Here is a 12,548-nt window from a genome sequence, read left to right as displayed (position 1 = left end):
CGCGGGGATCGTCGGCGGTCCCCGCGCCCGCTACTCGACGTCCGGCCGGCGCAGCGTCAGCGACTGGAACCGGTGACCGCGGCCGACGCCGACGGGGTGGAAGTCCACGACGTCGAACCACGCCGAGGCGAAGCCGAGCAGCTGCTCGTCGGTGCGCCACGAGAAGAAGCGCGGCGGCACGTGCTCGTCGTCGGCGATGGGCCCTTCGGCGCTCTCGGTGCCGCCCCACACGCCGACGAAGAACAGCCCGCCGGGGCGCAGGAGCGCCCGGACCGCCGCCAGCACCGCCGGCAGGTCGTGGTTGGGCACATGCAGCAGGCAGTTCATCGTGAACACCGCGTCGAACGACCCGGCCGGGAAGTCCAGGTGCAAGAGGTCCATGACGTGCGCCTCGAGGCCCTTGGCGCGGCAGTGCTCGACCATCAGCGGCGAGAGGTCCGCCGCGACGACCGTGAGGCCGGCCTGCTGGAAGTAGACGCTGTCCTGCCCCGTGCCGGCGCCGACCTCCAGCAGCCGCGCCCCCGGCGCCAGCCGGTCACGGAACGCCTTCCGCTCCGTCACCTTCCACGGTTCCTTGGTGAGCCCGTCACGCCAGCTCGCGCGCGCGTCGTACGCCTCGCGCAGGGGGCCGAGCACCTCGTCGTACCGAACACTCACGGCGGTCATTGTCGCCGATCCAGGTGACGGCCCAGGCCGCGGTCACCGGCGCCGTGGCGGGTACGGTCGGCGACGTGCCCGAACTGATCGTGCCCGATGCCCGCCTGCACAGCGCCTGGCTCGAGGCGCACGCCGAGTGGGGCCCCGGCACCCACGAGGACCCTCGAACGGGCCGGCGGCGTCTTCGAAGGCATCCGTGACACCCCGTTCGGCCCGGTCCGCCGGTACGGTTTCGCGGCATGACCGCGCATCGCATCAGCCACCCGGTCTTCGGCACGGTCGAGTTCGACCCGGCCGACCCGGAGTGCTCGTGGGAGACGACGGCCGGCAGCGTTCGTGTGGACCTGACGTTCGCCGGCGCCGTGGTGTCCCCGGACGCCCTGGACGAGGTCGCCCCGTTCGTCGCGGAGCTCGCCAGGTTCGACGCCCGCGCCCGCGCCGCCATCGAGGACGACGTCGACGCGGTCCTCGGCGACTACCTCGACTTCGACGGTGCCGAAGCCCTGCCGCACACCACCCCGGACACCTTCCCGGCGGCGCTGCGCCTGGTCCGCGTCGGACTGTACCCCGGCGACCCCGAGACCCGCGCGGTCTTCGACTACACCCTCGGCCGCGACCTCACCGACCATCTCGTCGCCGTGCGGTTCGGGGCAGGTCGTACGGTCGGCGCCGTGGCGGTGGAGAGCTGACCGGCCACGGGGACGGCGCCCGGATCCTGGCCATCGCCGGGCCGGCGGGCGCGGGCAAGTCCACCATCGCCGACGCCACCGCCGCCCTCCTCGGCGTGCCGGTCATCCGCCTCGACGACTGCTACCACACCGATCCCGCCCTGGCGCCGTCACTGCCCCGGTACGAGGGTCCGGGTCGCGTCGTCAACTTCAGCGACCCTGCCGCCATCGACCTCGCCCGGCTGCGGCATCACCTCGCCGGGCACACGGATGCGGGCGCGGCGACCGTCATCGTGGAGGGCATCTTCGCGCTCACCTTGCCGCCGCTGCGCGCCGCCGCCCGCTGGAAGGTGTACGTCGACACACCGCCGGACATCAGCATCGCCCGCAAGACGCTCCGGAAGTTGGCCGAAGGCCGCGACCCCGCGCTCGTGCTCCGCGGCTACCTGGAGCACGGGCGCGCCGCGTACATCACCCACATCGCACCGGGCACGCACATCGCGGACCTCGTCGTCGACGGCACCGCCGCCGTTGCCGAGGCCGCCTCCGTGGTCGTCCGGCATGTTCGGGCGGCGGCGGGCGGTTGACTCTCCCACGGTGGGAGAGTCGAGGGTGTGGTGGTGGATGACGACGCGCTGTGGAGCATCGGGGAGCTGGCGAGACGGACCGGGCTGCCGGTGAAGGTCGTCCGGCACTGGTCGGACATCGGGGTGGTGCCGGCGACCGGGCGGAGCGCGGGTGGGTACCGGCGGTTCGACGCGCAGGCCCTGGCCCGGCTGGAGCTGGCGCGGACGCTGCGGGAGCTCGGGCTCGGGATGGCGGCGATCCGGGAGGTCGTCGACCGGGAGCGCAGCATCGCGGAGGCGGCCGCCGTGCACGCCGACGCCATCGAGGCGCAGGTGCGGGCGCTGCGGCTGCAGCAGGCGGTGCTTCGGTCGGTCGCGCGGCGGGCGGCGACCGCCGAGGAGCTCGCCGAGCTGACCCGGCTGGCGCGCCTGTCCGCCGAGGAGCGCACCGCGATCGTGCACGGGTTCGTGGCGGAGGCCGTCGGCGGGCTGGACGTGCCCACGTTCCGGGACGGGCTGCTCGCGGCGGCGCCCGACCTGCCCGAGCAGCCGACCGACGAGCAGCTCGACGCGTGGATCGAGCTCGCCGCGCTGGTGCGGGCGCCCGCGCTACGGGCGGCGCTCGCGCGGATGGCCGCGTACGCCGCCGAGCACGCGCCCGGCGAGCACGACAAGGAGGACCTGGCGGCGGTCGAGCGGCTCACGGACCTGTGGGTGGAGCGGGTCACGGCGGCGATGGACGCCGGCATCATGCCCGACTCGCCCGCGGCGGACCCGGTCGTCGCCGGCATCGTCGAGGCGTGGATCCCGACGCAGGCGCGCACCGGCGTGCCCGCCGGCGGCGACGGCGAGGCGGCGCGGGCGAGGCTGCTGGAGCAGCTGGAGGTCGCCGCGGACGCCGGCGTCGAGCGGTACTGGCAGCTGCTCTGCGTCATCAACGGCTGGCCGGTCCGGCCCAGCATCGCCGAGCCCGGCCGGTGGCTGACGACCGCGCTGCGGGCGAACCCGGCATCCGGCGCCCGCGCCGCCGCCATCGCCGCGGTCCTGGAGGAGGAGAGCGACCCGGAGGCGATGCTCGCCGCCTGCGAGCGGGTCATGGCGGCGGTGGAGGAGCTCGTCGCCGAGGTGCCCGCCGACCGTTTCGGCGACGGTACGCCCTGCGCCGGCTGGGACGTACGGACGCTGCTGAACCATCTCGTCTACGAGAACCTGCTGTGGACGGGGCTCGCCACGGGCGCGCCGCGCGGGGACTTCGACGCCGACCATCTCGGCGGCGACCACGTCACGGCGTTCCGGTCCGCCGCCGCGGGGACCCTCGCCGCGTTCCGGCGGCCGGGGATGCTGCGGGAGCGGTTCGGGCCGGCGCCCGGCTGGCGGCTGGTCGAGCAGGTCGTCATCGAGATGCTCGTGCACGGCTGGGACCTGGCGAGCGCGCTCGGCCGGCCGACGGACCTCGTGCCGGACATCGCCGAGGCGGTGCTGCCCGCGGTACGGGCGATGTACGGCGACCTGCCCCGCACCCCCGGCGGGTCGTTCGGCCCGGAACAGTCCCCGCCCGCGGACGCGACCGCGGCGGACCGGCTCGCCGCCTACCTCGGGCGCCGCCGGTGACGCGGGTCAGCCGCCCTTCTGCTCCGTGGCCGGCGGGCGCAGCCGCACGGCGACAATCTTGGCGCCCTTGCCGTCGTACGCGGTGATGAGCGGATACCGGTCCTCCGGCAACGGCGTGGTACGCCCCTCGCCATTCGGGACGTTCGACGGGATCGGCTTGCCGCGCCGCTGCACCCAGAAGATGGTGACGGCCGGGTTTTTGCTCCACTTCGCGTACTTCGCCTCGACCGTCTTGCCCTCGGCCTGGCTGGTGATGCGGGTCGCCTCGGCCCACACGGCGCCGAACTCGATCAGCGTGCCGTCCGGCGTGACGCACTGCCTGAGCCCGAACACCCGCCCCGGCTCGACCGGTCCGGGGTTCGCGAACCAGGCGACGCCGCCGGCGCAGCCGGTGTCGAGGCGGACCTCGCCCGTGCCGGTGTCACGCCACGCCTGGTCCAGGTACGGCTGCTCGGCCGTGCCCCAGAAGTACAGCACCATCTCCTTGCCCTTGATCACGACCCCGGTCGGCACGGTGTCGCCGACCGGCAGCGCGCTGGGATTGACGGTGACCGGCACCGGCGACGGCGTCACGGGCCCGCCGGCCTGCTCGCCACCGCTCCTGGCCGCGCAGGCGGCCGCCCCAACGACCATCAGGCAGGTCGCGACCACGCCGCTCACACCGATGACCACCTTGCGCATGCGAACCTCCTCGGCCGTGCCCCGTGCATCCAATGACGAGGTGACCGCCGCCGATGGTTGCATCGACGCTATTGGTCGCCGCGCATCACCAGTACGAGCGAAACCCCCGGCGCGGTCCCGGTCGTCCGCAGGCACCAGGCGGCGAGCAGGTCCAGGGAGTCGGTGAGCTCTTCGCGGACCTCGTCGGCATCCTCGACCGGCTCGCCGTCGAGGTCGGCGAACGCGTCGTCGGGCAGCTCCTCCAGCCGCTCCTGCCAGCCACTGGTCTCGAACTCGGCGGTGAGCACCGCCGGCGGCAGCGCCGTCACGACCGGCCAGGCCGGCCCGCCGAGGTTGGACGTCTCCCAGAGCCGCGCGAGGGTCGGCAGGCCCAGCGCGTCGAGGACCGGCCGCCAGTCGAGGAACATGGTCTCCTGCAGCCAGATGGTGCGCTGCTCGTACACCGGAACCCCGACGGCGACGACGACCTCCGCGAGCGGGATGCCCGCGTCCCGCTCGGCCGCCAGCCGGTCCATGGCGACGGCGAACCCACGCACTTCACGCTCCGACACGACCCGGACGATAGCGCCCGGTCGTCACGCGAGCGCGGGCAGGATCACCTGGTCCAGCAGGTTGAACGGGGTCCGCCACTGCTCGGGGTGGTCGTAGTTGCCGGCGGTGACCGCCACGACGAGGTCCAGCTCCGGCACCACCGCGAGGCGCTGTCCGCCGTTGCCCGCGGCCTGTGCCACCGTGCGGCCGGCGACGGACTCGAGGTACCACTGGTACCCGTACCCGGCGCCCCAGTCGGTCGTGAACCGCGGCTCCAGCATCGCGCGGATCCACGCCGCGGGCACGAGCTGCCGCTCCTCGCGCAGCACGACCTGCCGCCCCTCGCGCAGCACGACCTCGCCGATCCGGGCCAGGTCGCGTGGCGCGAGCCGCAGCCCCGACGCCGCCGACGCGACCCCGTCCGCGCCTTCAAGCCACTCGAACCGCTCGATGCCCAGCGGCTCGAACAGCCTGGCGCGCGCGAACTCCGGCAGCGACCGGCCGGTCCCGTCGGCGATCAGCCGGCCGAGCAGCGCGGTAGCGCCGCCGCAGTACGCCCACCTGGTGCCGGGCGGCTCCTGGACCGGCCGCTCCAGCACGTACCGGTACCGGTCCGGCGCCAGCTCCATCGCGATCTCGGCGTTGGCCGGGCTGTCGTACGGAATGTCCTCCCGCCACTCGAGCCCGAGCGTCATCGTCAGCGCGTGCCCGACCGTGAGCCGCGCCCGCGCCGGATCGGCGCCGAGATCCCCGTGCTCCGGGAACTGCCGCAGCAGTGGCGCGTCAGGCTCGGGCACCCGCCCCTCACCGAGCGCGATCCCGTACAGCAGCGCCGTCACACTCTTCGTCACCGACCGCAGGTCGTGCAGCGTCTCCGGCCCGAACTCCACCACCCCGAGCGACCGGTTCCAGCTCAGGTCCGCACCGCGCCCGTAGTACTCCAGCACGGTCTCCCCACCCCGCACCGCCACCACCCCGTGCAGCCCGTCGAGCTGCCCGGCCTCCAGCGCCTCGTCCAGCCGCTCCCGCAACCGCGTCGTCATCGTTCTGGAGTAGCACGCCCGCGCGATTCCGTGGGGGCACCTCAGCGACCGGCGAACCGCTCCACCACCCCGAAATGCTCCCGCCGCCGCGCCCCGGCGGTCAGCATCCACGGCTGGAACGTGCCGCCCGGTTGGGTCACCTGGACGACCAGCCCCCGCCCGGCGTAGGTTTCGGCGCCCCAGTCGAGCCAGTCACGGTTCGGCACCGGCACCCGCTGGAGCCCCGCCACCAACCGGTCCTTGTCCTCCCGCGAGATTTTTGCCGTACATCGTGTACCGCCCGATGACCGTCGCCTCGAAGAGCGCCGTCGCGAGCAGGAACCAGCTCAACGACAGCGGGTTGCGCTCGACACCAACCCCTCGGCGCAGGAACCACACCGGCGGGTCGTCGCCCCCGGGCTCGGTAGCCATGGTGAAGACGCCCTGGTTCTCGGTGCCGAACAGCAGCCTGCCGTCGTCGCCCAGTCGCAGCTCGTGCGGCTCGAACAGGAAGTCACGGCCGCCGAGCAGCTGCGACCGGCCCGCGACGGCGGCGTGCAACGCAGTCAGTGGTGGCGGCGTCGGTACGGCCGGCTCCGGTCTCGGCCCCGTCGCCGGCGCCACGTCGGCGTACCAGCTCGTGACGAACTCCTGCAGCGCCCCGACCGGATCGTGCGGCAGCAGGCGCAGCCATCGCACGTCCGGCGCCGCCGGACCCGGAGGTGATGGAACCGCCGACCGGATCCGGTCCAGGACCGCGACCGGTAGCGGGGTGGTGAGCGCGAACCGCTGGGTCAGGACCCGGAGCGCGGCAACGTCGTACGATCCGCCGCTCAGCTCCAGTGCCCCGAGCCGGACGCAACCGCCCGGCATCCGGACGTAGGCCGCGACGGGCATCGCCGACCGCTGGTCGCCACGCGGGAAGCCGTCCGTCAGCAGCAGCTGGTGCAGCTCGTCGGGGAAGGGGGCGGTCACCGTCACGTGCGCGGCGTCCTGGACACCGGTGCCGTCGGGTGGTCTCCCGGCTCCAGCAGCAGCACAAGACGGTCGCGGCCGAGCACGTATGTCACCAGCGGCAGGCGGTAGATCCGCGGGTCGTCGCCCGCCGCTGCCAGGACCGTATGCTCCGCGACCACGTACACGGGGCGAACCGTAGCGCACGGCGTGGCAGGCTGGACGGGATGAAGACTGTCGGGGCGTCCTCCGGGCTGGGTGTGCTGTGCGTCGCGGCGTCGGTCGTGTTGTACGGGCTGCTGCACGTGCTGCCGCCGTCGGCGGGGCTGGACTGGACGACTCGCACGATCAGTCAGTACGCGCTGCTGTCCAACGGCTGGGTGTTCGATGTGGCGACGCTGCTGCTGGCGGCCGGGTCGGTCGCGGTCGTGGTGGCGCTGCGGCGGGCCGGGCTGGTGCGCCGGGGTGCCACGGTGGCGCTGCTGCTGTGGGTGGTGGGGCTCGTCGGCGTCGTGTGGTTCGAGAAGCACAACTGGGCGTCGGGGCCGTCGCTGAGCGGGGACGTGCACCGCGCGGCGAGCCTGGTCGCGTTCCTCAGCCTGCCGGCCGGCGCGCTCCTCGCCGCGGCGCCCCGGATCCGCGACGCCGCGGCGCGCCTCGTCGCGGTCGGCGGGGTGGTGTCACTGCTGTGCTTCTCGCCCATCTTGTGGGCGCTGGTGTCCGAGCCGTGGACGGGCGTGCGCTGGTGGCGGGCGATCCCCCTGGGCGGCGTGGAGCGCGCGCTCGGCCTCGCCGAGGTGACGACCGTGCTGCTGCTGGCCTGGTGGGCGGCCCGCGCCACCCGCCACCGGGACTGAATTCCGAGGCAGCCGCTGTAGTCGACGACACGCCCCGGTCCGTCGTACCGGGGAAGCGCCGGCGCCGGAGCGGGATCGGTGTGGTGGCAGTCGTCGAGGCGGATGACCGGCACGCCGAGGAGGGTGGCGGTGCCGTCCGTGATGGCGGCCCGGGCGCTGGCGTCGAACCTGGCGAGCTCCGCGACGAACGGGGCGACCTCATCCAGGGCGTCCGGGGACACCACGGCGCCGGCGAACGTCAGGTCGACCCGAACGCTGCCGGCCGTCGTCTCCCACGAGCACTCCGGGTCGGCCGGGTCGAACTCGACCGTGCCGAAGACCGGGTGGCTGATGCGGTGCGCGGTCATGCCGGGAAACCGTACCGGCGGACCGGGCCGAACGGGGTGTCACGGATGCCTTCGAAGACGCCGCCGGCCCGTTCGAGGGTCCTCGCCGAGGCCTCGTTGTCGACGGCGCAGACGGTGAACAGGCCGGTCAGGCCGAGGGCGCGGGCGTCGTCGAGCGTGCGGGTGAGCGCCCACGTCGCCAGGCCGCGCCGGCGGGCGGTGGGGCGGATGCCGTAGCCGATGTGGCCGGCCCAGCGCACGTAGTCGTCGTCGCCGTGGCGCAGCGCGATCGCGCCGAGCACGCGGCCGTCCTCGACGATCCACCGGTGCCGGCAGCGGTGGCGGGGCGATCCGTCCGGCACCGAACGGGCGGCGAGGCGGGCCACCCATGCGGCGAAACCGGCGGGAGACTGCACGTCGTCGGTGGGCGCGAGGCCGAACCCGTCCTCGTGGGTGCCGGGGCCCCACTCGGCATGCGCCTCGAGCCAGGCGCTGTGCAGGCGGGCATCGGGCACGATCAGTTCGGGCACGTCGCCGACCGTACCCGCCACGGCGCCGCACCGGGAGCGCGATCGGGTCGACGCCGACGGCACGGCGGTGCGTTTGGCGCACCGCGAGGGCCCTGCACCTGAACGGTTCCCGGCCTGAATCGCCGGGATCTCGTCATGGCAGGTAGAAGGTGAGCAGGTCGGCTAGCACCGGTGGGAACAGCGCCCGCATCAGGTCGGCGTTCGGGCCGGGGTAGACGTCGGCGTGCCGGGCGGCGAGGCCCGCGATGCCGTGCGGGCCGAAGAGCAGCGGGGCGACCAGGTCCGGTGCCACGCCCGCACCGCCGTGCGACGCGGGGCTCTGCATCGGGCCGCCCGCGACGACCTCGGTCACCGCGCCGCCGGCGCGCCGCAGCCGTACGTGCCGGCGGAAGAACGACACGACGACGTCGTCCTCGCCGTCGTGGTGCCGCAGGCGCGCCGACAGCACGGGTCTGAGATGGTCGAGCAGTGCCACGACGTCGGGGATCCGCAGGTAGTAGTCGTTCGCCTCGGGTGGGGGCGGTGCGAGGTACGGGGCGAGGACGCCGGCGCGGTCCTTCGCCTCGAACGACCCGCCGCCCGCGAGCGTGGCGGCGTGGGCGAGCAGCGCGGCGACCGCATCCGGTTCGGCGGCGGCGACCTCGCCCAGCACCACGCCTTCGTCCGGTGGCGTGAGCCGGGCCGTGCCGATCATCCGCTCGTCCCGCACCACCACGACCTGGCTGCTGCCCGCCCGTGCGACGAGCGCCCGCCAGCACAGCGGCGAGTGCGGCATGCTCACGTCGTGCCCGCGCTGGACGGCGTCCTGCAGCCGGGCCATCGCCACGATGTCGCCCGGCCCCGCGACCCGCACCGTGCACCCCGCGGGCATCTCCGGCACGGTGTGGACCGCTCTGCTGCGCGGGATCGGGATGCTGTACTGATAGCCGAACTGCCGGTAGAAGTACGGGATCCCGATCATCACCTGCAGCAGGTGGCCGCGGGCGGCGGACCGCTCGTGCGCCCAGCCCATCAGCGCCCGGACCAGCCCGCGCCCCTCGTACGCGCGGTCGGTCGCGACCAGCTCCACCTGCCCCGCCGGGATCGCCACCCCACCGAGGACGACGGTCTCGTCCAGCAGCGTCGCCGTCGACACGACCCGGTCGCCGTCGACGACCACCGCGCACGCGTCGAACCCGCTGTCGGCGTCCTGCACCACCAGCTGGTGGTCCTGCCGGTCGGCGGCCTCGCCGCGGTCGGCGAGCAGCGCCCCGATCTGTTCGAGATCCGCGGGCCGTGCCGCCCGCACCACCAGTCCACCGGCCAGCTCCACGCCGCCCACCGTACCGCGCCCGTGGTACGGGTATCGGACACCCACAATCGGGGTTTCGTACAGCAGTGACATGTCGCGATCTATGTGACGAGTCCGCGGAGGTAAGCCAGGAACGCCGCGACCTGACTTCGTCCAGCAACTCCCGCCTCCGGGCGGGGTCTGCGCCGGTTACCGGAACGGCCAAGGGGTCGAGAAGAGGGCCGATCCGAGCACCTGGTGGATCATCTGCATTGCGCAGGAAGGTCACGCCTCGGGAGTTTTCCTTGCAGGACCAGTCTGTCGTCGCGTCATCCGGGCGTTGGTTGATCGAGTGATGTTGCTGGCGTGGTTGATGGTTGGGGGATCGGATTGGTTGCTCGGGTCAGAAACAGCAGCATGAGTGCGCCGGCGGCGCAGTAGCCGACGCCTTGGAAGGCGATGACAGGGATGATGCCGAGCTGGCTGGCGAGGACACCGGCGGCGAGTGTCCCGGCGAGCATCGCGGCGCCTTGGATCGCATTGACGAGGCCGAAGATCCGCCCGCGGTGGGCGTCGTTGGTGGTGGTCTGGAGCAGGGTGAACAGGCCGGTGATGGTGAGAGCACCGGGCAGTCCGATGGCGATCATGAGGACGAACGCCGGCCAGAGCGCCTGGGTGTGGAGCGGGTAGAGGAACAGCGCCAGGTCCAGCCCGCCGAAGGCGAGGGCGCCGTAGCCGAGAAGGTGGCGCGGCGGGAAGCGGTTTCCAGCGGCGGCGACGGTGAAGCCGCCGATGATGCCGCCGACGGCCTGGCTGGACAGGATCAGACCGTAGGCTTCGGCATCGCCGTGCAGGATGTCGCGGACGAACGGGGCCATGAGCGTGCCCATGATCGCCTCGCCCGATCCGATGATCAGCACGAAAGTGAGGAGGAGGCGCAATGCTGGGTGGTGTGTGGCGATTCGTGCACCATGGGTGAGCTCGCGGATCGCATGGTGTGCTGGCGCCGGTCGAGACGCGGGACCGGCCGGGAGTCGGATCCGGGCGAGGATCGCCGCGGCGACGGCAAAGCTGGCCATGTCGATGAGGGTCAGTGCGGTGATGCCGCCCAGCCCGGCGGCGAGACCGCCGAGCGCAGCGCCGGCCAGCCGGGCGATGTCGCGGTTCTGTCCGTTGAGCGCGTTGGCGGTCACGAGGTCCCACGACGGCACCGTGTGGGGCACCATGGCCGCCTCGGCGGTGATGAAGAACTGAGCGAGGCTGCTCTGCGCGACGGTGACCAAGTAGATGATCCAGACCTGGTCTCTGCTGTGGACAGCGAGGAGGGGCAGCAACCCGGTGGCCAGGAGCACGTTGGTGACGACCATGGTGCGGCGGCGGTCCCACCGATCGGCGTAGACCCCGGCGAGCGAGCCGAGCGCTATCTGCGGGAGCAGGGCGGCCAGCAGAGTGGTGGCCGAAGCGAGGGTGGAGCCGGTCAGTGTGTAGACGTGGTAGGCCAGGCCGGTGCGCAGGATCCAGTCACCGGTCAGCGAGAGGAGCCCTGCCGACAGCAGCAGCCGCAGGTCGCGGTAGCGGGTCAGTACCCGCCACAGCGTGCGCATCTCAGCCGCCGGTGGCGGTCGGTTCGACCGGGACGCTGATGAAGGTCAGGTTCACCGGTTGGGCGTCGGCGGGTCGGGCGGCGTCTTCGCCGAGGCGGCGCCGTTCGACGAGTGGGGTGATCAGGGCGTCCAGCGCCTCATGTAGCTCGGTGAACTCTTCGACCGTCAGGTAGACCAGGCTCTGGGCGACGCCGGCGTTGCGCTGCCATCGGGGGTCGTACTGGTCGCGACGGCGGTGCCATGCGGCGAGGTGTTCGACGCCGCGTTCGGCCACCATCTGGTCCAGAACGTCGACCGCGGCACTGGCTTCGTCCTGTCCGGTCCGTGCCGCCGAGTATGACGTGGTGGTGACCTGCCATGGATGGTCCCGGTTGTTGGTGGTGTCGGCCGGTTCGACGAAGCCGTACTTGGCGAGCTGACGCAGGTGGTGGGAGGCCAGCGCCTGACTGACGCCCAGCTGCCGGGCCGCCTGCGCCGCGGTTGTCGGGCCTTGCCGGCCGACCAGCTCGTGCAGCTTGATCCGAAGTGGGTGGGCCAGCGCTCGGATGGTCACCGGATCGTCGAGGATTCGCTGGGTGTGGCGCGATTCCAAAGACATGCTTGGAGTGTGCTGCCACCCTCCTGGCAATGTCAAGCAGATGCTTGGAATCGGCTCACGCAACGGCGTTCATCGCTCCTGTACTGGAGGACTCGCCAGGGTCGGCAGCACCTGGCGGAGACGACGCCGGCTGGAGCACCGGATGCCGTTACTGTGGCCCGCGTGACGGGATTTGACTGGCCGGCGCTGTCGGCGGCCCGCAACGCGCGGATCGACGCGGTGCCCGGCATGGTCCGCCACGCGTTGAAGGTCCTCGAAGACCTCCTGGAGGAGTCGGACCACGCGTGCACGTTCACGCTCGACGACGCGCCGCTGGTGCCCGGCGGCGTCCAGGCGAGCGTGCAGACGCTGCTGCCACAGGACTGCACGGTCGCCGCGCTGGCCCCGGTCGACGACTGGTCCACAGTGGTCGGTGCGGCGCTGCCGGGCTTCTTCGTGCCGGCGCGGCAGCCGGACGCCTGGGCCGGGCCGGCGGCGCCACGGACGGTCGCCGACGGGCTCGCCGCCTGGGTGACGGCGCTGCTGGCACGGCTGTGGCCGGGCACCGCCGAGGCATGGGAGCTCACGGTCGAGTGCCGCGGCTGGTACGAGGCGGCCTACGTCGACCTGGTCGTCCTCGCGGACGGCCGGGTCTGGCTGCTGCACCTCGGGGTCAGCGACTGAGGCCGAGCCG

The 12,548-nt window shown here is 73.1% G+C and carries 16 protein-coding genes; 5 read left to right on the top strand and 11 right to left on the bottom strand.

Annotation, left to right across the window (positions count from 1 at the left end; translation table 11 throughout):
* Positions 1–30 precede the first annotated feature (30 nt).
* Complete coding sequence (locus ACFY3L_RS25275; RefSeq protein WP_389328679.1) at positions 31–666, bottom strand: methyltransferase domain-containing protein; 636 nt, start codon at positions 664–666, stop codon at positions 31–33.
* A 230-nt stretch (positions 667–896) separates the two neighbouring features.
* Here ACFY3L_RS25275 and ACFY3L_RS25270 point away from each other — a divergent pair, with 230 nt between their 5' ends.
* The 3 genes from ACFY3L_RS25270 (at position 897) to ACFY3L_RS25260 (ending at position 3,502) form a co-directional block, all read left to right on the top strand.
* Positions 897–1,346 (top strand): hypothetical protein, encoded by a 450-nt coding sequence (locus tag ACFY3L_RS25270; RefSeq protein WP_389328676.1) that lies wholly within the window; start codon positions 897–899, stop codon positions 1,344–1,346.
* Positions 1,347–1,441: 95 nt separating this feature from the next.
* The gene (locus tag ACFY3L_RS25265) at positions 1,442–1,912 is read left to right on the top strand and encodes a uridine kinase (protein ID WP_389328674.1); all 471 of its coding nucleotides are present in this window, start codon (positions 1,442–1,444) and stop codon (positions 1,910–1,912) included.
* A 33-nt stretch (positions 1,913–1,945) separates the two neighbouring features.
* Complete coding sequence (locus ACFY3L_RS25260) at positions 1,946–3,502, top strand: TIGR03086 family metal-binding protein (RefSeq protein ID WP_389328671.1); 1,557 nt, start codon at positions 1,946–1,948, stop codon at positions 3,500–3,502.
* Between the two features lie 6 nt (positions 3,503–3,508).
* Here the strand turns inward: ACFY3L_RS25260 and ACFY3L_RS25255 are convergent, their stop codons facing one another.
* The 6 genes from ACFY3L_RS25255 to ACFY3L_RS25230 form a co-directional block, all read right to left on the bottom strand.
* Positions 3,509–4,183 (bottom strand): hypothetical protein, encoded by a 675-nt coding sequence (locus ACFY3L_RS25255; protein ID WP_389328668.1) that lies wholly within the window; start codon positions 4,181–4,183, stop codon positions 3,509–3,511.
* A 68-nt stretch (positions 4,184–4,251) separates the two neighbouring features.
* A complete protein-coding gene (locus ACFY3L_RS25250; RefSeq protein WP_389328666.1) occupies positions 4,252–4,734 on the bottom strand; it encodes a hypothetical protein in 483 nt (160 codons plus the stop codon).
* Positions 4,735–4,758: 24 nt separating this feature from the next.
* Complete coding sequence (locus tag ACFY3L_RS25245; RefSeq protein ID WP_389328663.1) at positions 4,759–5,757, bottom strand: serine hydrolase domain-containing protein; 999 nt, start codon at positions 5,755–5,757, stop codon at positions 4,759–4,761.
* 41 nt (positions 5,758–5,798) lie between these two features.
* Entirely contained in the window at positions 5,799–5,987 is a 189-nt protein-coding gene (locus tag ACFY3L_RS25240) for a hypothetical protein (protein ID WP_389328660.1), read from the bottom strand.
* On the bottom strand, positions 5,950–6,717 hold the full coding sequence (locus tag ACFY3L_RS25235) for a hypothetical protein (RefSeq protein WP_389328657.1): 768 nt from the start codon (positions 6,715–6,717) through the stop codon (positions 5,950–5,952). The genes ACFY3L_RS25240 and ACFY3L_RS25235 overlap by 38 nt, the downstream gene beginning before the upstream one ends.
* Positions 6,714–6,878 carry a hypothetical protein gene (locus tag ACFY3L_RS25230; RefSeq protein WP_389328654.1) on the bottom strand — a complete coding sequence of 55 codons (165 nt, stop codon included), beginning with the start codon at positions 6,876–6,878 and terminating at the stop codon, positions 6,714–6,716. The genes ACFY3L_RS25235 and ACFY3L_RS25230 overlap by 4 nt, the downstream gene beginning before the upstream one ends.
* A 39-nt stretch (positions 6,879–6,917) precedes the next feature.
* Here ACFY3L_RS25230 and ACFY3L_RS25225 point away from each other — a divergent pair, with 39 nt between their 5' ends.
* Positions 6,918–7,547, top strand: coding sequence for a DUF998 domain-containing protein (locus ACFY3L_RS25225; RefSeq protein WP_389328651.1), 630 nt, complete (start codon positions 6,918–6,920; stop codon positions 7,545–7,547).
* Positions 7,548–7,890: 343 nt separating this feature from the next.
* On the opposite strand, the gene ACFY3L_RS25220 is transcribed toward ACFY3L_RS25225, so the two are convergent.
* From ACFY3L_RS25220 to ACFY3L_RS25205, 4 genes are all read right to left on the bottom strand, one after another.
* Positions 7,891–8,403: a GNAT family N-acetyltransferase gene (locus tag ACFY3L_RS25220; protein ID WP_389328648.1), complete on the bottom strand. Its 513-nt coding sequence runs from the start codon at positions 8,401–8,403 to the stop codon at positions 7,891–7,893.
* Positions 8,404–8,536: 133 nt separating this feature from the next.
* Entirely contained in the window at positions 8,537–9,715 is a 1,179-nt protein-coding gene (locus tag ACFY3L_RS25215; protein ID WP_389328646.1) for a GNAT family N-acetyltransferase, read from the bottom strand.
* A 287-nt stretch (positions 9,716–10,002) separates the two neighbouring features.
* Positions 10,003–11,277: an MFS transporter gene (locus ACFY3L_RS25210; RefSeq protein WP_389328643.1), complete on the bottom strand. Its 1,275-nt coding sequence runs from the start codon at positions 11,275–11,277 to the stop codon at positions 10,003–10,005.
* A gap of 1 nt (position 11,278) precedes the next feature.
* The gene (locus ACFY3L_RS25205; RefSeq protein ID WP_389328640.1) at positions 11,279–11,938 is read right to left on the bottom strand and encodes an ArsR/SmtB family transcription factor; all 660 of its coding nucleotides are present in this window, start codon (positions 11,936–11,938) and stop codon (positions 11,279–11,281) included.
* A 99-nt stretch (positions 11,939–12,037) separates the two neighbouring features.
* Here ACFY3L_RS25205 and ACFY3L_RS25200 point away from each other — a divergent pair, with 99 nt between their 5' ends.
* The gene (locus tag ACFY3L_RS25200; protein ID WP_389328637.1) at positions 12,038–12,538 is read left to right on the top strand and encodes a hypothetical protein; all 501 of its coding nucleotides are present in this window, start codon (positions 12,038–12,040) and stop codon (positions 12,536–12,538) included.
* Positions 12,539–12,548 lie beyond the last annotated feature (10 nt).

Origin of the sequence: Dactylosporangium sp. NPDC000521 (assembly GCF_042898305.1) — a bacterium.
GTDB lineage: Bacteria > Actinomycetota > Actinomycetes > Mycobacteriales > Micromonosporaceae > Dactylosporangium.
Note: the sequence above shows the minus strand (reverse complement) of the source record. Positions and strands in the feature narration are given on the sequence as shown.

What these genes read in the sequence shown, in the direction of transcription:
- ACFY3L_RS25275 (WP_389328679.1), bottom strand. Translation starts at nt 666, where the DNA reads ATGACCGCCGTGAGTGTTCGGTACGACGAGGTGCTCGGCCCCCTGCGC.
- ACFY3L_RS25225 (WP_389328651.1), top strand. Translation starts at nt 6,918, where the DNA reads ATGAAGACTGTCGGGGCGTCCTCCGGGCTGGGTGTGCTGTGCGTCGCG.
- ACFY3L_RS25210 (WP_389328643.1), bottom strand. Translation starts at nt 11,277, where the DNA reads ATGCGCACGCTGTGGCGGGTACTGACCCGCTACCGCGACCTGCGGCTG.
- ACFY3L_RS25255 (WP_389328668.1), bottom strand. Translation starts at nt 4,183, where the DNA reads ATGCGCAAGGTGGTCATCGGTGTGAGCGGCGTGGTCGCGACCTGCCTG.
- ACFY3L_RS25270 (WP_389328676.1), top strand. Translation starts at nt 897, where the DNA reads ATGACCGCGCATCGCATCAGCCACCCGGTCTTCGGCACGGTCGAGTTC.
- ACFY3L_RS25245 (WP_389328663.1), bottom strand. Translation starts at nt 5,757, where the DNA reads ATGACGACGCGGTTGCGGGAGCGGCTGGACGAGGCGCTGGAGGCCGGG.